The following is a 17,649-nucleotide window of genomic DNA, read 5'->3' on the forward strand; positions in this document are numbered from 1 at the left end:
CGCCCTCAGGGCTGTCTTCAAACCAAAAAGCAGAACGTACCATGACCTACATTGGCGAGCCGGACTATCGTCATGGGAGCCCTCAGAGCTTGGGAATCCTGATCACCAACCTGGGTACCCCGGATGCACCCACGCCGGCGGCACTCAAGCGCTATCTGAAGGAATTCCTCTGGGATCCGCGGGTGGTGGAGGCGCCGCGCCCGCTGTGGTGGCTGCTGCTCAACGGCCTCATCCTCAACACGCGCCCGCGCAAGAGTGCCGCCAAATATGCCCAGATCTGGGGCGAGGATGGCTCACCGCTGCTGACCACCACCCGGGCGCAGGGGGCCGCCGTCGCCGAGCGGATGGCGGAACTGCTCCCCGGTCCGGTCAAGGTGGCCGTGGCCATGCGTTACGGCAACCCGTCCATTCGCGCCGGCCTTGAAGAGTTGCGCCGTGCCGGTGCCCGGCGCATTCTCGTGCTGCCGCTTTATCCCCAGTATGCTGCCTCCACCACCGGTTCCACCTTCGATGCGGTCACCCAGGAGGTGAGTCGCTGGCGCTGGGTGCCCGAGATTCGTTTCGTCATGGGTTATCACGGTGACCCGGCCTATATTCAGGCAGTGGCAGACAGCATCCGTGAGCACTGGCAGGCCAAGGGTCAGGGCGAGCGGTTGCTGTTCTCCTTCCACGGCATCCCACGGGACTACCTGGATCAGGGCGACCCCTACCATTGTTACTGCCAGACCACGGCCCGCATGGTGGCAGAGAACCTGGGGCTGCCCGAGCATCAATGGCAGGTGGCCTTCCAGTCTCGCTTTGGTCGTCAGCAGTGGCTGACCCCCTATACCTCGGAGACCATCGCCGAGTTGCCGGGGCAGGGCGTGAAATCACTGGACGTGGTCTGCCCCGGCTTCTCCGCCGATTGCCTGGAGACCCTGGAAGAGATTGCCGACGAAAGCCGCGAGGCCTTCCTGGAAGCGGGCGGCGAGTGTTTCAGCTACATTCCCTCCTTGAATACCCGCCGCGACCATACCAACGCATTGGCTGACCTCATCATGCGTCATATCCAGGGCTGGCCGGAAGCCGACCCGAAGTACGATTACGAAGCCAGGCGGGAGGCCGGGGAACAGGCTCGGGAGCGGGCCATGGCCATGGGCGCGAAGAACTGAGGGGAAGATGGCATGCATATCGCCGCCCTGATCATCGGTGATGAATTGCTGTCCGGCAAGCGCCGCGACAAACACATGGAATTCCTGATTCAGGCCTTGAGTCGGCGAGGTCTGGAGCTGTCATCCGCCCGTTTTGTGGGTGATGACGCCAACCTGCTCACCGAGAACCTTCGCCAGACGCTTGCCAGCGGCGCTGTGGTCTTCAGCTTTGGCGGTATCGGCGCCACGCCCGATGACCGCACCCGACAGTGCTTCGCCCGGGCTTCCGGGGTGGACCTGGCGCTGCACTCGGAGGCCGTGGCCATTCTGGAGGAGCGTTTCGGGGAGTCTGCCTACCCCCATCGCATTCGCATGGCGGAGCTGCCCGTGGGGTCGTCATTGATCCCGAACCCGGTCAATCGCATCCCGGGCTTCAGCATGAAGCATCATCATTGTGTACCCGGTTTTCCCAACATGGCCTGGCCCATGGTGGAGTGGGTGCTGGACACCCATTACACCCATCTGTTCGGCAAGGTGCCGGTGATCGAGCGATTGGTGAAGGTCAGCGGTACACCGGAGTCGGACCTGGTGCCCATCATGGAGGCAGTCATGGAGCGTTTTCCCGGTATTCGCCTGTCCAGCCTGCCTTCCACCCAGGCGGGTTGTCGCGAGGTGGAGATGGGCGTCAAGGGCCCGGCAGATGACGCCATGGAGGCCACTCAGATGCTCCTGGCGGCGCTGGATGCCCAGGGGGTGCGCTGGCAGGAGCAGCCGCAGACGAGTTCAGTGGTTCAGTCCTGAGCGTTGGCTCGGCTGGGCGTCTCGATGAAAGCGCCCGAATAAAAAAGCGGCCCCGGGGGCCGCTTTTTTATTGCTGAAATGACCTGACGGGCCGCGCCTCACCCGCGGGTGTGGGGCGCGGCCCGCTTGCCTTAGCGGCTCAGGCTGATGCGGTGCATGACCCAGTCGCCACGGCGCTTGTGACGCAGACCGGCACCGATATGCAGCACCAACAGGGCGATGATGCACAGTGCCACGATCATGTGAGCCTGGAACAGTTGTTCAGCCAGGGCCGGGTCCTCGGCGATCAGGGGCGGCAGTTCCCAGGTGAAGAAGTTGATCGGGAAGCCCGCAGCTGCCGTGGCCAGCCAGCCGACGATGGGCATGGCGATCACCAGCACATACAGCAGGAAATGCACCGAACGGCTCATGAACCGCTGGAATCCGGACAGATCCACCGCATAGGGCGGCGTGCCCTGGAGCAACCGCACCAACAGGCGCAGCACCATCAGGCCCAGCAGGGTGATGCCCAGCGTCTTGTGGGCTATATAGGCCATGTTGGCCATGTCCATGCCTACCAGTTCCACCAGGCGCTCATGGCCAAGGGTGCCCAGGGTCAGCCCGCCAATCAGCGCGAAGACCAGCAAAACGGCAATCAGCCAGTGCAATACGCGCAGCGGAAAGGAATGGCGCGGCAGCCCGGAGGCTACGCCAACACTCGGATAGTCTGTACTCATGGTCGCTCCCTTATTGGTTTGTGATGGGGTCGGCCCCGTCCACAGGTTTGCGTTGACCGACCCATTGGTTAACCCGCATACAGTTTAAGCCCTAATCCGGTCTCAACATAAGCCACAGGGCTGTAATCGGATCTGCTCGGTGCATTGTCCCTGTGATGTTTTCGCACCCCGTCCCTCCCCAGCTTGGCCGTACTCGACGCTCGCCGTCCTGATCTGTGTCAGTCTGTTGGGCTGGGGCGGGACAATCGCAGGTGCACACCCTCCCTAATCCCACGACGTTCATCAGGTGGAACTGGGTGCCCATTTGGATCATAGTACCCCAAGAGGATCTGTCACCCCGGCGCGTCATGGTCGGGGCCGTTTGCAAAACGACCTGTACGGCGCGACTTGGCCGATTTTTGGGGTTGGGTCGTCCCCGTTCTTGAGAGGAGTCGGGCTATGTGGTGGTTCGTGATTGGCTACGTCATCGGGCACATCGGCTTCATGATGGGTTCCACGCCCCTCCTGGCGGTGGGCGGCGCCCTGTTTCTATACGGAGCCTATGTGGTGGTGTACGGGAAGCCTCGGGAGGAGTGATGAGGGGAGAATGGTGGGCCCGGTCGGACTCGAACCGACGACCAAGGGATTATGAGTCCCCTGCTCTAACCAACTGAGCTACAGGCCCGGTATTGATGGGCAGGTCTTGAAAGGGGTCGGACTACGCCGGGGCACACGCCCCGGGGATGTAGCCCGACCCACGGGAGAAACGTCTACTCCAGGTCGAGGAAGCTGCGCAACATCTCCGAGCGGGAGGGGTGGCGCAGTTTGCGCAGGGCCTTGGCCTCGATCTGACGAATGCGTTCGCGGGTGACGTCGAACTGCTTGCCGACCTCTTCCAGTGTGTGGTCCGTGTTCATGTCGATGCCAAAACGCATCCGCAGCACCTTGGCCTCGCGCGGGGTGAGACTGGCCAGCACCTCGCGGGTGGTCTCCGACAGGCTCTCGCGGGTAGCTGAGTCGATGGGCGACTGAACGTTCACGTCCTCGATGAAATCCCCCAGGTGCGAGTCCTCGTCGTCGCCAATGGGAGTCTCCATGGAGATGGGCTCCTTGGCGATCTTGAGTACCTTGCGCACCTTGTCCTCGGGCATTTCCATGCGCTGGGAGAGTTCCTCAGGGGTGGCTTCTCGGCCCATCTCCTGGAGCATCTGCCGGCTGATGCGGTTGAGCTTGTTGATGGTCTCGATCATGTGCACCGGAATGCGGATGGTGCGGGCCTGGTCGGCGATGGAGCGCGTGATGGCCTGGCGAATCCACCAGGTGGCATAAGTGGAGAACTTATAACCACGACGATATTCGAACTTGTCCACCGCCTTCATCAGGCCGATGTTGCCCTCCTGGATCAGGTCCAGGAACTGCAGGCCGCGGTTGGTGTACTTCTTGGCAATGGAGATCACCAGGCGCAGGTTGGCCTCCACCATCTCCTTCTTGGCGCGACGGGCCTTGGCCTCACCGATGGACATGCGGCGGTTGATGTCCTTGATCTCGCCGATGGTGAGGGAGGACTCTTCCTGGATGTCCACCAGGCGGTTCTGGGCCTTGAGGATGTCATCCCGGTGTTCGGCGAGCTGCGTCTTGTAACGGGCGGCCTTGCCCTTGAGGACGCCATCGAGCCACTTGAGGTTGGTCTCGTTGTCCGGGAAGGTGGAGATGAACTCCTTGCGGGGCATGTTGCACTGATCCACGCAGGTGCGCAGGATCATGCGCTCCTGGCCACGGATGCGGGCCACCGTGTCATGCAGGTCGGCGGTGAGCTGGTCCACCAGGCGGGGCACCAGCTTGAACTCCATGAAGTAGCGGGCCATCTCTTCCCGGGCCTGGGCATATTCCTCGTTCTTGCCCTGGGCGGCGCACTCCATGGCGCGCTCGTACATGGCCTCCAACTGGGTGAAGCGGGCGCGGGCCTCTTCCGGATCCGGGCCAGTATCTTCCGGGGCGGCGTCGTCATCGGAATCATCCGCATCGCCGTCGTCGCTGTCGGCGTCGCTGTCGTCCGAGGCTGCGGCGGTAGCCGGAGCCGCCGGGGATTCCTCGCGGGGCGGGGCCACGGAAGCGATCTCGTCGGCATGCGGGTCCATGAAGCTCACGATGATGTCAGTGAGCTTGATCTCCTCGGCCTCAACACGGCCGTATTCGGAGAGCAGCGAGGCGATGGACTTGGGGTAGTGAGCCAGGGCGAACAGGACCTGCGAGAGTCCTTCCTCGATGCGCTTGGCGATCTTGATTTCGCCTTCACGGGTGAGCAGTTCCACCGTGCCCATCTCGCGCATGTACATGCGCACCGGGTCGGTGGTGCGCCCGAATTCCCCGTCCACGGAGGCCAGCGCGGCGGCGGCTTCCTCGGCGGCATCTTCGTCGGTGGACACGGAGTTGTCAGACAGAATAAGGCTGTCGGTATCCGGTGCCTGCTCGTGGACAGTGATCCCCATGTCGTTGATCATGGCGATGATGTCTTCGATCTGCTCCGGATCGACGATGGTGTCCGGGAGGTGGTCGTTCACCTCCGCGTAAGTCAGGAAGCCCTGTTCCTTGCCCTTGGCGATGAGCTCCTTGAGGCGCGATTGCTGTTCTTCGTGATTCATGAAAACCTGCTCAAGCTGGACCTGTGCGAACCGGGAGAGGCGCTGGCCAGGGGTTAAACGATCAATTGTAGCATTGCGATGGGTTGACGACCACTTTCAATAGGCGTAGACCTGTCAGGCTGGGTGTTGCGTGCCGGGTTTGCCCTTTCCGGGTTTGAGTACCGACTTCAACTCTGCCTTCTCCGCCTCCGTCAACGGTTGCTGGGCCGCCCTGGCCAGCAGGGTGTCGGCCCGCTGCTGTTCGTACTGGCGATACAGGCGGGCCAGGGCATCATCGAGCATGCGTTCCAGGTGGGTTTCCTCCGAGGGCGGAGGTTGCCATTGAGCCAATTTTAGTAGATGCGGCCACGCTTCGCTGTCTCGCCAGCGCTCCAGCAGCGCTGCGGTGGTTAGATGGGGGTGCGCATGCAGAGTTTCAAGGACCTTCGCCAGGAGCTTTGCGCCCGGCACTTCCACGGCCTTGAGCCAGTCCTTGTCCTGTACCCGGGCAGCCAGTGAGGGCTGCTCCAGCAGCAGTGACAGCGCCAGCCTGACGGGGGTGACAGCCAGCTTGCGGCCCGGCACCTGCCGTTTTGCCGAGGGCCGGGTGGGTTGTGCCTGAAGGGGGGCGCCCGAGGATGCTGGCGCCCCCATCTGCTGCTCCAGCCGCTCGCTGGACACCCCCGACAGGCGGGCGATGTCGCCGATGATCTGACTGCGCAGCAGCCCCTCGGGCATGGTGGTGAGAAGTCTGGCGGCCTCCACACCCAGAGCAGCCCGCCCCTCGCGGGATTCCACGTCATGGCGCTCACGCAGCCCCTCCAGCAGGGCATCGGACAAGGGCTGGGCGGCCTCAATGCGGGACCGGATGCCCTCGGGGCCTTCGCGTCGAATCAGGGTGTCCGGGTCCTCGCCCTGGGGCAGGAACAGGAATCGCACCTCGCGACCGTCGCGGACCGTAGGCAGGGCCTGCTCCAGGGCGCGCCAGGCCGCCTTGCCCCCGGCGGCATCGCCATCGAAACAGAACACCACCCGGGAGACCACCCGGAACAGGCGCTCCAGATGGTCGCGGGTGGTGGCCGTGCCCAGGGTGGCCACCGCATTGCGCAGGCCGAACTGGGCCAGGGCGATGACATCCATGTAGCCCTCCACCACCAGCAGTTCCTCAAGGCGCGGCGTTGCCTTGCGAGCCTCGTAAAGGCCATACAGCTGCTGGCCCTTGTGAAAGACGGGGGTTTCCGGGGTGTTGAGGTATTTGGGTTCCCCGGGGCTCAGCAGGCGGCCGCCGAAGCCTACCGTGCGACCGCGCTGGTCGCGGATGGGGAACATGATGCGGCCACGAAACCGGTCGAAGGGTCGCCCCCCCTCCTTGCGGGAGGTGAGCCCGGCGGCCTGCAGCTCCTCCTCGTTGAAACGCCCGGAAATGGCCTGTATCAGGTCATCCCAGGTGTCCGGCGCAAAGCCGAGGCGATAATCCCGGGCGATGGCCCCGGTGAGGCCACGCTGCTTGAGGTAGTCCACCGCCGGGGGGTGCCGGCGCAGGTTGTTGATAAAATGCTCTGCCGCTGCCTCCTGGGCGGCGATCAGCCGGGCGAAACGGTCGTTATCTTCCCGTTGCCCCGCCTCCCGGGGTACCTCCATGCCCGCCCGACGGGCCAGTTCCTCCACCGCCTCCACAAAACCCATGTTGTCGTGGTTCATCAGAAAGCCCAGGGCAGTCCCGTGGGCGCCACAGCCGAAGCAGTGATAGAACTGCTTGCGGGGGCTTACATAGAACGAGGGGGTCTTCTCAGTGTGAAAAGGGCAGCAAGCCGCGTATTCGCTGCCCTTTTTCTTGAGTTGCACGCGGGCGTTCACCACATCGACGATATCGGTGCGGGCCAGGAGTTCGTCGATGAAGGCGGTGGGGATGCGGGACATGTGGCCGCTGCTGCGGCCCCGAAAACGGGGCCGCCAGGAGAGAGGGGTTAGTCAGCCATGGCGTCCTGCACGGCACCAAAGCTGCGGATGAAGGGTTGATTGCGTCGAATATCCGCAGGCAGGGCAGCGATGGCGCTGCGGGCCGCGCTGGCGCCGGGGTAGGAGCCGAACACAACGGCGTACAGGTTCTGGCCATCACGACGCATGCGGAACCAGGCCACATCGCCCGGCAGGTCGGCGTCCTGCACGAAGTTTTGCACCCCGGACTCGCTGCTGCTCACGAGTAGCTGCACGGTGTAGCGGGAGCGGTCCTGGTCGCGCAGCCACTGGGCGTCGCGGATGCGCTTGTCACCCGTGGGTTCCGGCTGGGGCTCGGCCGCCGGCTCCGGTTCGGGCTCAGGCTCCGGTGCGGGCTCTGGTGCGGGTTCCGGCGCGGGCTCAGGCGCCGGTTCCGGCGTGGGCTCCGGTTCCGGTGCCGGTGGAGGCACCGGCTCGGGTCTGGGTGCCGGTTCGGCCGGGGCTTCGGCCCGGGGCGGTGGCGTGGGCTCGGGCGCGGTGGCCGGTGGGGTTTCCGGTGCGGCGGGGGTGCGCGGCGGCTGCTCCGGCAATACCAGAGGCTGGCTGCGGACCGGCTGAGGTTCATCGTCGGGGCCGCCCAGCAGGCTCAGCAGGGTGACCAGCGCCCCCACCAGGATGACGCCCGCCACGGCCGGTGCAAACCAGCGCTGCTGCCAAAAGGCCTTGCCGCCAGAAGCGGTGGCTTGTTCCCCATGTGTGCCTGGTGTCATGGCTGCTCCCCCCTCACAGATTTCCCGCAGGCGTTCCATGGCGCAGGTGTTGATGCGGCCCGGTAGCCCGGCGGAGTCCCGGTGGATGTCCTCGATGGTCTCCCGGTCCAGCAGATCGGTCGTTTCCAGTCCAGCGGCCTGCAGACGATGGTTCAGATAGGCGCCGGTCTGTTCCCGGGTGAGGGCGCGCACCTGCACCGTCATCTGCGCCTCGGGGATGTCCAGGCCTTCATCCACCGCGGTGAGCCGTTCCTCGATCTCAGGTTCGCCCACCAGCAGCAGACCGAAGCGGCGGTCTACCTGATCGTGAATGCGCTGCCGGGTCTGAATGAGTTGGCGCAGCACGTCCGGTTCCAGCAGGTGGGCATCGTCGATGGCCAGCACCGGGCGCATGCCGCTCCGGATCAGGCGGATGAGGAACTGTTCCAGGGGTTCGGTGCCCTCCTGCTCGGCGGGTACGGCCTCCTTCCAGTACTGGCGCACGGTGTATTCCACGGCGGCCAGGCTGATGCCGGATCGGGCCTTGAAGGCGCAAAAATCCATGTTCTCCCGGCCCTGGGCCAGCACCCGCAGCAGTTGCGTGCTCTTGCCGGAGCCCTGTTCGCCCTTGAGGATGACCACGTTCTGGTCATTCTCCAGATGCTCAAGGGTGACGTTCACCGGCATGTCGGTGGCCGGGTCGGAGTAGAGGAAGTCTTCGCCGGCAATGGAGGCGAACGGTTGTTGCCTGAGCCCCAGTTGGTCGAGGCAGTCGGCGGGCAGCGTGTCGTTGGCCATGGGATCCCTGGATGTCATGAAAGTGTGTTCGGGTCGAACAGACGGCCGTGTTCGGCAATGGCAAAACGGTCGGTCATGCCGGCCACGTAATCCGCCACGGCGCGGGCACGACCGGCGTCACCGGACTGGGCGGACAGGCGTCGTGCCTTGTCCTCGTGCTCCGGGGGCAGCAGGGCAGGCTCGGCCATGTAGGCGGCAAACAATTCCCTGAGCACCCGGGCCGCCTTCATGGTCATGCGGTTCACCCGATAATGCCGGTAAAGATGCTGACGTAGAAACCGTTTAAGTTCAAGGTTGTATTCGCGGATTTGTGCGCTGAAGCAAATCAGCGGGCGTCCCTGGGCGCGCACCGCGTCCGGGTGATCCGGGGCCGCCTCGTGGATGCGGGCCAGACTGCTTTCCACCAGGTCGGTGACCAGACGGTTGATCATGCGCCGGATCACCTCGTGACGGGCACGTTTTTCGGGCAGCTCCCCGTAACGTGCCCGCACCGCTTCGAAGGCCTCCCGAAACAGGGTCACGTCCATGAGCTGTTCCAGGGTGATCAGGCCCGATCGCAGGCCGTCGTCCACATCGTGGTTATTGTAGGCGATCTCGTCGGCCAGGTTGTTCAGTTGCGCCTCCAGGGTGGGCTGGTGCCCGTCCACGAAACGCCGGCCCACATCGCCCAGGGTGGCGGCCACCCTGGGGTCGCAGTGCTTGAGGATCCCCTCGCGGGTCTCGAAGGTGAGGTTGAGGCCGTCGAACTCGGCGTAATGGGCCTCCAGGGACTCCACCACTCTCAGCGACTGAAGGTTGTGCTCAAAGCCACCGTGATCGGCCATGCAGGCGTTCAGGGTGTCCTGGCCGGCATGGCCGAAGGGGGTGTGGCCCAGGTCATGAGCCAGGGCGATGGCCTCGGTGAGGTCCTCGTTCAGGCGCAGCACCCGGGCGCAGCCACGGGCGATCTGCGCCACTTCCAGGCTGTGGGTGAGGCGGGTACGGAACAGGTCCCCCTCGTGATTGATGAATACCTGGGTCTTGTATTCCAGACGCCGGAAGGCGGTGGAGTGAATGATGCGGTCCCGATCCCGCTGGAACTCGCTACGGTAGATCGGGGAGTCCTCCGGGTGGCTGCGGCCGCGGCTCAGGTCATCCCGGGCCGCGTAGGGGGCCAGATGGGCGGGATCGTTCAGGGCGGCCGGTGTGGTGTTCATGGGCGGGTCAGTGCGTTCAGGGTGTTGTCGAGGGCCCCGGGGTCGAAGTCCGCCGTTACCACGGATGTGCCGATGCCCTGGAGCAAGACCAGTCGCAACTGGCCCTGCAGGACCTTCTTGTCGCCCGCCATGATCTGTTTGAAGCGCTCTGCGGACAGTCCTGTCGGCGGGGCCACCGGCAGGCGCGCCGCCTGGATGAGGTGGGTGGTGCGATTCAGATCGTCGTCATCGATCCAGTGCATCTGCCGGGACAGGTGGGCCGCCATGATCATGCCGGCGCCCACTGCCTCGCCGTGCAGCCACTGGCCATAGCCCATGCCGTTTTCGATGGCATGGCCGAAGGTGTGACCCAGGTTCAGCAGCGCACGGCGTCCTGACTCCCGCTCATCCTGAGCCACCACCCGGGCCTTGTCGGCGCAGGAGCGGTGGATGGCCCAGGCCAGGGCTTCGGGTTCCCGGGCCAGCAGGCGTGGCAGGTGTTCCTCCAGCCAGACGAAGAAGTCTGCATCGTCGATCAGGCCGTACTTGATCACCTCGGCCAGGCCGGCGCTGAGTTCCCGGTCGGGCAGGGTGTTGAGGGTATCCGTGTCGATGACCACCAGCCGGGGCTGATGGAAGGCGCCGATCATGTTCTTGCCCAGCGCATGATTCACGCCGGTCTTGCCGCCCACCGAGGAATCCACCTGGGAGAGCAGGGTGGTGGGTACCTGAATGAAGTCCACGCCGCGTAGGTAGGTGGCGGCGGCAAAGCCGGTGATATCTCCGATCACACCGCCTCCCAGTGCAATGAGCATGGCGCTACGGTCCAGGCGTCGCTCCAGCAGGAAGGTGTAGATGCGGTTGAGGGTGTCGACGTTCTTGTACTGCTCGCCATCGGGCAGTATCAGGGCCTCCACCGGGCCGTCATGCACGGCCGCCAGGGTCTGCTTGAGGGTGTCCAGGTAGAGGGGGGCGACGGTCTCGTTGGTCACGATGACCGCACGGCGACCCTTCAGCAGGGCCTCGAAGTGCCCCGGCTCTTTCAATAGCCCCCGGCCGATGTGGATCGGGTAGCTGCGTTCGGCAAGATCAACGGTGAGGGTGTCCATGCCCGGATGATACTAAGGTGGGCATCGTGAAAGCCACCGTGACGGCATCACTCCGGGGCGGAAACGGGTGTCCGGGAGCGGGCCTTGTCCGGCTTGGGGAGGCGACCTCTGAAGCGCCGGGCCACGGTGCGCACTGTGCCGCGTAGATGTTCCCGGTCGGTGTCCACCACCAGGTGGGCGATCTCCCGGTACAGCGGGTCGCGAATCCTGAGCAGCTCCTCCAGCCGGGCACGGGGGTTTTCCGTTTGCAGCAGCGGGCGGTTGCGATCCCGGGCGGTGCGCCGCAGTTGTACCGACACGGAGGTGCGCAGATACACCACCAGGCCACAGCGTTTCAGGCATTCCCGGTTTTCCGGGCGCATCACGACGCCCCCACCGGTGGCCAGGACGATGCCCTCGCGGCTGCACAGGTCGGCGATCACCGCTGCTTCACGCTGGCGAAAGCCATCCTCGCCCTCGTACTCAAAGATGGTGGGGATGTCCACGCCCATGCGGCGCTCGATTTCCCGATCGCTGTCCACAAAGGGCAGGTGCAGGTGGCTGGCCAGGTGTCGACCCACGGTGGATTTGCCGGCCCCCATGGGTCCGATCAGGACGATGTTGGATTTTTCCGGCAATGGGGTGCGTCTGGGCGGTTTCATGGCGTGCGGTCACCCGGCCCACCAGCGGGCCGGGTGCTCGGGATGCTTACTTCTGGAAGGTCACCACGATGATCTGGGCGGCAATGATGATGCCGATGATCACATACAGGGTCACCATGAAGGGTACGCCCAGCTGCAGGGAGGCCACGGTCTGGCCTGCGAGTTCTTCTGACATGTTTCCACCTCCTGAACAGGTTTTGGATCGGGCGCCGGCAACGGACCGTCTGTGCGGCTTTTGACTCGTCCGGCGCTCGTGCGGGTCACGAATTCCCATCAAGAGAGTGGATCATTGGCGCTCCGGAGGCAACCCCACCCGAGACGCCCTGCGTTTCTCGACTCCCGGGGCTGGAAATTTTCAGGATTCCGGGCTAGCATTAGATTAAGATTAATTCTCATTTAAGGGAGGGTAATGTCATGAAAAGCCTTCGCGTGGTCACGTTGTTTGTGTTGTCTCTGGTGGCGGTGCCGCTTGCCGCCCACGAGCCCCCGCGCGTGGTGACCACCTTTTCGGTCCTGGGAGACCTGGTGGAGAGGGTGGCCGGTGGCGACGCCCAGGTGAGGGTGCTCACCCCGGTGGGTGCAGAGGTGCATGACTGGGAGCTCACGCCCGATAACTTCAAGGCCCTGGAGCGAGCCGATCTGGTGCTCTACAACGGTTACATGCTGGAACAGTGGATGGGGCAGGTGCGCGCCACGACGCGGCGCGACGTGCCGCTGGTGGCCGTGGCCGAGCAGGCTGGGGTGGAAACCCATCCCATCGTGACCGGTGATTTCGAAGGGGATCCCGATCCTCATCTCTGGATGGATCCTCGCAAGGCCGCTGCCTACGGCCATGCCATTGCCCGGGCCCTGGGGGACATTCACCCCGCCCGTGCTGAGGCCTTTGCCACCCGTGCCCGGGCCCTGGAGTCCGAGCTTGAGGTCCTCCACGAGGAGATCCTTGAGGCGCTTTCCCCCATTCCCGAAGAGCAGCGCCTGCTGATCACCAGCGAGGCAGCATTCGTATACTTCGCCCACGCATATGGCCTGCGCCATGATGGCGTTTGGGGAACCAACGCGGAGACCGAGGGCTCCCCGCGGCAGATCATGCGTATCGTGGATCTGGTGCGTGAGCAGGCGCCCGGGGCCGTCTTCTGGGAGAGCACCATTTCGGATCGCCATGTGCGCAGCGTGGCCGAGGACACCGGCGTGACCGTGGCCGGCCCCCTGTACGTGGATTCCCTCGGGCAGCCCGGTAGCGGCGCTGAGGATTATTTCGCCATGATGCGCCATAACATGATGCTGCTCAGGGAACACCTTGGAGGTCGTCAGGATGAGTGAAGTGGTACACCAGTCGCTGCCCGCGGTGGAAGTCCGGCATGTGTACGCGGCCTACGATGGACAAGCGGTGCTGGAGGATGTGCACATCGACCTGCCAGCCGGTGAATGGACAGCCATCATCGGCCCCAATGGTGCTGGCAAGTCGACCCTTTTTCGTATCCTGCTGGGGGTGATGAAGGCGCAGCGTGGGCAGGTGCAGGTGCTCGGGCAGGAGCCGTCCGCCCAGCGCCGTGCCGGGGTGATGGCCTACATGGCCCAGCAGGAGGCGGTGGAATGGGACTTTCCCATCTCCGTCAGGGATACGGTGCTCACGGGTCGCTATGGCCACATGCGTGGCGATGCCTTCTGGAGGCGCATCGTGCCGCCCCGCTGGTGCGACCCCCGGCACTGGGCGGTGGTACGTCAGGCCCTCAAGGCCGTCGACATGCAGGATTATGCCGACCGGCCCATCGGCGCGCTCTCGGGCGGTCAGAAAAAGCGGGTGCTGTTGGCCCGGGCTCTGGCCCAGGAGGCCAGGGTGTTGCTACTGGACGAGCCCCTGGCCGGGGTGGATACCGCCAGCGAGCGCCTCATCATGAAGGTGCTGGATGGCGAACGCCGTTCCGGGCGCACCGTGATCATGGTCACCCACGACATGGACAGCGCCCGCCGCTACGCGGACAAGGTGCTGCTGCTCAATCGCCAGGTGGTGGGTATGGGGGCTCCCGAGCGCATGCTGGTGGATGAGATGCTGGCCCGAACTGCGGCGGCGGGATGGGTGCGGGATCATGAACCCTTGGTGGAGGCATCGTGATGGCATGGTTCGAATCCCTGGGCATGGCCCTGATCGACGTATTGATCGCCGGTTTGATGCTGATCGTGGGCCTGTTTCCCGAGGCCCTCTCGGCACCCTTCGACTACGCCTTCATGCAGCGGGCCCTGCTCACCTCCATCCTGGTGGGCGCCATCTGCGGCCTGCTGTCCTGCTTCGTGGTGCTCAAGCGCTGGTCGCTTTTGGGCGATGCCATTTCCCACGCCGTGCTGCCCGGTGTGGCCATCGCCTATCTGCTGGGCTGGCCCTTCTTCATTGGCGCCTTCCTGGCCGGCGCCGTCTCGGCCCTGGGCATTGGCGCACTGGAGCGGCACACACGCATCAAGTCCGATGCGGCCATGGGCCTGATGTTCACCTTCGCCTTCGCCCTGGGGGTGGTGATCATCGGCAAGATCGCCACCAATACCCACCTGATGCATATCCTTTTCGGGAATGTCCTGGGTGTTCAATATCCGGCGCTGATGCTCACCCTGTTCTCCGGCGTGGTGGCCCTGGTGGCGGTATGGGTCTTCTATCGATCCCTGGTGCTTTACACCTTCGACCCCATGCAGGCCCAGGCCCTCGGGTTCAATACCAGCGTGGTGCATTACGGGCTGATCCTGTTGCTTACTCTCACCATCGTCGCCAGCCTGGAGACGGTGGGCATCATCCTGGTGGTGGCCATGCTCATCACACCGGGGGCCACGGCTCATCTGCTCACCGACCGACTGACCACCATGATGTTGTTGTCGGTGGGCACCGGGATATTGTCGGCGGTGCTGGGGTTGTATCTTTCCTTCCTGTTCGATGTGGCCTCAGGCGGTGCCATCGTGCTGGTGGCTACCGCGCTGTTCGCCGTGGCCCTGCTGGCAGCGCCCCGCCACGGCCTGGTGGGTCGCTGGTGGCGTCGGCGCCGGGGGGCGGCAGCCATGGTGCCCTGAGGGCGGGTGGTGAGAAAGATTTCTGTCCGGTGCCCTCAAGTCGGCTTCAGGTCTGCCGCTACCCTTCTCGAGCCCCCTGAAAACGGCTTCACATTCACGCATGCGATGTTTCGGAGATCCCCATGGACGCCAACGCCATTGCCAATCTGGCCACTCAGTTGAGCCAGCAGCAAACTGCCCTTGACGTGGGCACGGCCGTCACCAAGAAGGCCATTGATGTCCAGGCACAGGTCGCCGCCGATCTGGTGGATGCACTGCCCGATCCCGGTTCTCAGGTCCTGCCTGCCAATCTGGGCAACAACATCAATGTAACGGCCTGACGGGCCCCGAAGGCGCAGCCCCCTGATGAGAACGGCCTCTTCGGGGCCGATTCACTGAGCCCCTTGCCCCTTGGGGGAGAGGGGTCGGGGTGAGGGGGGCGGCTGCAAGGACTTGATGCCCTTGCCCGGTTGGCTTAGTCTGCCCCTGCCCGACCCCGGCTCGGCCCACAAGGAAACGGATATCGTCACAGGAGGTGACCCCCATGCCAAACCGACTTCCTCGTCCCCCCTCAGCACCCCGTCATCTCCAGGGCTTCACTCTCGTCGAAGCCCTGGTTGCGCTGCTGGTGCTTTCCATAGGCCTGCTCGGCTTGGCCGGGCTGCAACTGTTCTCCCTGCAAAGTGCCCATTCCGCCTACCAGCGCACCGTGGCCAGCATCATGGCCATGGATGCCGGCGAGCGTCTGTGGCTGGCGGCGGCCACGGGTATGGCGGACCCGGAATCCGTGCAAGGGCCATGGCGTGGCCACTGGCAACATGATCCGGATGCTCCGGAGCGCGTCGGCCTGCCCGAGGCTGGCGATAGCGCGCTGGACTGCGGTGCCTCGGGTTGCACCGTGCGCATCCGGTGGGTGGATGGGCGATTCGATGACGCGGATGACAGGCCGGTGTTCGAATATGCATTGCAACCGCCAGCGGTATCGCTGCCATGAGTGCGGCTCCTGTTGAAGTGGGGCCACAGTATCCGGCGCGGGGTTTTTCCCTGGTCGAGCTGATGGTCGCCATGGTGATCGGCCTGATTTTGATGGCCGGGGTGGTGCAGGTCTTTCTCGCCAACCACGTGGCCTATCGGGAGGCCCAGCGGTTCGGGCAGCTCCAGGAAACCATGGCCTTTGCCGTGGACTATCTGGCCCGGGATATACGCGGTGCCGAGCACGTGAGTCACGCCAATGGTGAATTGGCGGTGGTCCGGGATCGCACCATCGACTGGTGCGGCGCGCCACCGGGTGTGCACACGGTGACCTATTTCATCCAGGGCGACGCCCTGCGTTGTCGCCATGGCTCGCAGCACAATCACGAACTGCTGCGGGGCTTTCGGCCCGGGTCCGGGTTGATGGTGCAGCCCCTGCCTGATGCGCAGGACACACTGGCCGTGCGGTGGGGTTGGTGCTTCAAAGCGGTGGTGCTCAAGGGGTGCCCCCACGGGATCACCATCTCGAATTCCATGTCACCCTGAGAAACCGCATACTGTCGGCAGCACCGCCCACATGACAGGGTCTCCAGGGCCGGGTCTGGGGCGGCGGTCCGTTGAGATTGATCGTGCCGCGATGGCCGGAGAGTGTGAGATACTGCACAATCATGCGCCACGCCGGTGAGATGTTGAGATGGCAGTGATCAAGCAGGAGCTTGCCGCGACGTCCGTCAGGAAGGGGATGTACGTCTGCGAACTGGATCGCCCCTGGCAGGGTACGCCGTTTCCCCTGCAAGGCTTCTGGGTGGAAACGGATGAGCAGATCCGCTACCTCAAGGAAAACTGCACCATCGTTGCCGTGGACCGGGACAAGACCCCGGATGAACTGCTCCAGCCCACCCCGGGCACCCGGCGCCGGACCCGGTCCGCCATTGACCGTGTTCGCAAGGTGGAGTGCGACGCGCCGCCGCCAGAAGCACTCGCCGAAATCGGCGCACAGATGGATCGTGCCCGTTCAGTGTGGCGGGATGCACAGCATTACATCACCGAGGTTCTGGAAGATGCCCGCCTGGGCCGTTCGGTAAACACCGGGCAGGTGCGTCGGGTTGTGAGCCATCTGGCCGAGCAGGTGGTGGAAAGTCCCAATGCCCTGTTGTGGCTCACCCACCTGCGCGAACGTGACCGATACACCTCATTGCACAGCATCAATGTCTGCATCCTGTCGCTGAGCTTCGGGCGCTTTCTGGGAATGGGCCGTGACGAACTGGAGGTTCTGGGTCTGGGCGCGTTATTGCACGATATCGGCAAGCTGCGCGTGCCGCTGGAGATCCTCAACTGCCCGCGTCGGCTGACCGCCGAAGAGTTCGAGCAGATGAAGGCCCATCCCGTGCTCGGCTACGCCCTGCTCAAGCGCAACAAGGATCTCCCCGAACAGGCGTTGCAGACGGCCCTGTGTCATCACGAGCGCATCAATGGCGCAGGTTACCCCAACGGCCACAAGGGTGATGCCATTCCACCCCATGCCCGCCTGGTGGCGGTGGTGGATGTCTACGACGCCATCAGTAGTAAACGGGTTTACCACGATGGAATGACCCCGCAGGACGCCCTGAACATCATCTTTCGCATGCGTGGCGAGGAACTGGATACCGAACTGGTGGAGGCCTTCATCCGCTGCGTGGGCATCTATCCGGTGGGCAGTCTGGTGGAACTCACCTCCGGTGAGGTAGGGGTGGTGGTGGGCTTCAATGCCCGCCATCGCCTCAGGCCCACGGTGATGCTGCTGCTGGATGCGGAACACAGCCCCATGCACACCCCGAGCCTCCTCAATCTGGCGAGCACGGCCTGGGAGGCGGGTTCCTCCGCCCCCGCCATACGTTCGGTCCTCGAGCCCGGCAGCCATGGGATCGACCCCCATCAGGTGGTCCAATACGTGACGCAGGAGGGCTGGCAGGCGCCAGCGGAACGCGCCGTGGCCCGCTGATGCACCCAG

At 64.4% G+C, this 17,649-nt stretch carries 18 protein-coding genes and 1 tRNA gene; 10 read left to right on the forward strand and 9 right to left on the reverse strand.

The window, feature by feature from the left end; all coding sequences use genetic code 11:
* Positions 1-41: 41 nt before the first annotated feature.
* Positions 42-1,151: a ferrochelatase gene (gene hemH, locus ECTHA_RS0116065; RefSeq protein WP_025281746.1), complete on the forward strand. Its 1,110-nt coding sequence runs from the start codon at positions 42-44 to the stop codon at positions 1,149-1,151.
* A 12-nt stretch (positions 1,152-1,163) separates the two neighbouring features.
* Positions 1,164-1,931, forward strand: coding sequence for a competence/damage-inducible protein A (locus ECTHA_RS0116070; protein ID WP_025281745.1), 768 nt, complete (start codon positions 1,164-1,166; stop codon positions 1,929-1,931).
* 131 nt (positions 1,932-2,062) lie between these two features.
* On the opposite strand, the gene ECTHA_RS0116075 is transcribed toward ECTHA_RS0116070, so the two are convergent.
* On the reverse strand, positions 2,063-2,647 hold the full coding sequence (locus ECTHA_RS0116075) for a cytochrome b (RefSeq protein ID WP_025281744.1): 585 nt from the start codon (positions 2,645-2,647) through the stop codon (positions 2,063-2,065).
* A 438-nt stretch (positions 2,648-3,085) separates the two neighbouring features.
* On the opposite strand from ECTHA_RS0116075, the gene ECTHA_RS19975 reads away from it, so the two are divergent.
* A complete protein-coding gene (locus tag ECTHA_RS19975; protein WP_156946849.1) occupies positions 3,086-3,223 on the forward strand; it encodes a hypothetical protein in 138 nt (45 codons plus the stop codon).
* Positions 3,224-3,234: 11 nt separating this feature from the next.
* On the opposite strand, the gene ECTHA_RS0116085 is transcribed toward ECTHA_RS19975, so the two are convergent.
* From ECTHA_RS0116085 to ECTHA_RS20570, 8 genes are all read right to left on the reverse strand, one after another.
* Positions 3,235-3,311, reverse strand: a tRNA-Ile gene (locus ECTHA_RS0116085).
* An 85-nt stretch (positions 3,312-3,396) separates the two neighbouring features.
* A complete protein-coding gene (gene rpoD / locus ECTHA_RS0116090; RefSeq protein ID WP_275260071.1) occupies positions 3,397-5,334 on the reverse strand; it encodes an RNA polymerase sigma factor RpoD in 1,938 nt (645 codons plus the stop codon).
* A 48-nt stretch (positions 5,335-5,382) separates the two neighbouring features.
* Complete coding sequence (dnaG, locus tag ECTHA_RS0116095; RefSeq protein ID WP_025281742.1) at positions 5,383-7,167, reverse strand: DNA primase; 1,785 nt, start codon at positions 7,165-7,167, stop codon at positions 5,383-5,385.
* A 47-nt stretch (positions 7,168-7,214) separates the two neighbouring features.
* A complete protein-coding gene (locus ECTHA_RS0116100; protein ID WP_025281741.1) occupies positions 7,215-8,750 on the reverse strand; it encodes an AAA family ATPase in 1,536 nt (511 codons plus the stop codon).
* A complete protein-coding gene (locus ECTHA_RS0116105) occupies positions 8,747-9,928 on the reverse strand; it encodes a deoxyguanosinetriphosphate triphosphohydrolase (RefSeq protein ID WP_051582672.1) in 1,182 nt (393 codons plus the stop codon). Before ECTHA_RS0116105 ends, ECTHA_RS0116100 begins: the two co-directional genes overlap by 4 nt.
* The gene (gene aroB, locus ECTHA_RS0116110) at positions 9,925-11,016 is read right to left on the reverse strand and encodes a 3-dehydroquinate synthase (RefSeq protein ID WP_025281740.1); all 1,092 of its coding nucleotides are present in this window, start codon (positions 11,014-11,016) and stop codon (positions 9,925-9,927) included. The genes ECTHA_RS0116105 and aroB overlap by 4 nt, the downstream gene beginning before the upstream one ends.
* A gap of 47 nt (positions 11,017-11,063) precedes the next feature.
* A complete protein-coding gene (aroK, locus tag ECTHA_RS0116115; protein ID WP_025281739.1) occupies positions 11,064-11,633 on the reverse strand; it encodes a shikimate kinase AroK in 570 nt (189 codons plus the stop codon).
* Positions 11,634-11,703: 70 nt separating this feature from the next.
* Positions 11,704-11,832, reverse strand: a complete 129-nt coding sequence (locus ECTHA_RS20570; protein ID WP_274520767.1) for a hypothetical protein — start codon at positions 11,830-11,832, stop codon at positions 11,704-11,706.
* Positions 11,833-12,071: 239 nt separating this feature from the next.
* On the opposite strand from ECTHA_RS20570, the gene ECTHA_RS0116125 reads away from it, so the two are divergent.
* From ECTHA_RS0116125 to ECTHA_RS0116155, 7 genes are all read left to right on the forward strand, one after another.
* Entirely contained in the window at positions 12,072-12,977 is a 906-nt protein-coding gene (locus ECTHA_RS0116125) for a metal ABC transporter solute-binding protein, Zn/Mn family (protein WP_025281738.1), read from the forward strand.
* Positions 12,970-13,770 carry a metal ABC transporter ATP-binding protein gene (locus tag ECTHA_RS18735; protein WP_025281737.1) on the forward strand — a complete coding sequence of 267 codons (801 nt, stop codon included), beginning with the start codon at positions 12,970-12,972 and terminating at the stop codon, positions 13,768-13,770. The genes ECTHA_RS0116125 and ECTHA_RS18735 overlap by 8 nt, the downstream gene beginning before the upstream one ends.
* Entirely contained in the window at positions 13,770-14,708 is a 939-nt protein-coding gene (locus ECTHA_RS0116135) for a metal ABC transporter permease (RefSeq protein WP_025281736.1), read from the forward strand. Before ECTHA_RS18735 ends, ECTHA_RS0116135 begins: the two co-directional genes overlap by 1 nt.
* Positions 14,709-14,830: 122 nt before the next feature.
* Positions 14,831-15,028, forward strand: a complete 198-nt coding sequence (locus tag ECTHA_RS0116140; RefSeq protein ID WP_025281735.1) for a YjfB family protein — start codon at positions 14,831-14,833, stop codon at positions 15,026-15,028.
* 203 nt (positions 15,029-15,231) lie between these two features.
* Positions 15,232-15,681, forward strand: coding sequence for a type IV pilus modification protein PilV (gene pilV, locus ECTHA_RS0116145; RefSeq protein WP_025281734.1), 450 nt, complete (start codon positions 15,232-15,234; stop codon positions 15,679-15,681).
* Positions 15,678-16,205 (forward strand): PilW family protein, encoded by a 528-nt coding sequence (locus tag ECTHA_RS0116150; RefSeq protein ID WP_084307087.1) that lies wholly within the window; start codon positions 15,678-15,680, stop codon positions 16,203-16,205. The genes pilV and ECTHA_RS0116150 overlap by 4 nt, the downstream gene beginning before the upstream one ends.
* 148 nt (positions 16,206-16,353) lie before the next feature.
* The gene (locus ECTHA_RS0116155) at positions 16,354-17,640 is read left to right on the forward strand and encodes an HD-GYP domain-containing protein (RefSeq protein ID WP_084307089.1); all 1,287 of its coding nucleotides are present in this window, start codon (positions 16,354-16,356) and stop codon (positions 17,638-17,640) included.
* The last annotated feature ends 9 nt before the right edge of the window (positions 17,641-17,649 follow it).

The organism is Ectothiorhodospira haloalkaliphila ATCC 51935 (genome assembly GCF_000633935.1).
Taxonomy (GTDB): domain Bacteria; phylum Pseudomonadota; class Gammaproteobacteria; order Ectothiorhodospirales; family Ectothiorhodospiraceae; genus Ectothiorhodospira; species Ectothiorhodospira haloalkaliphila.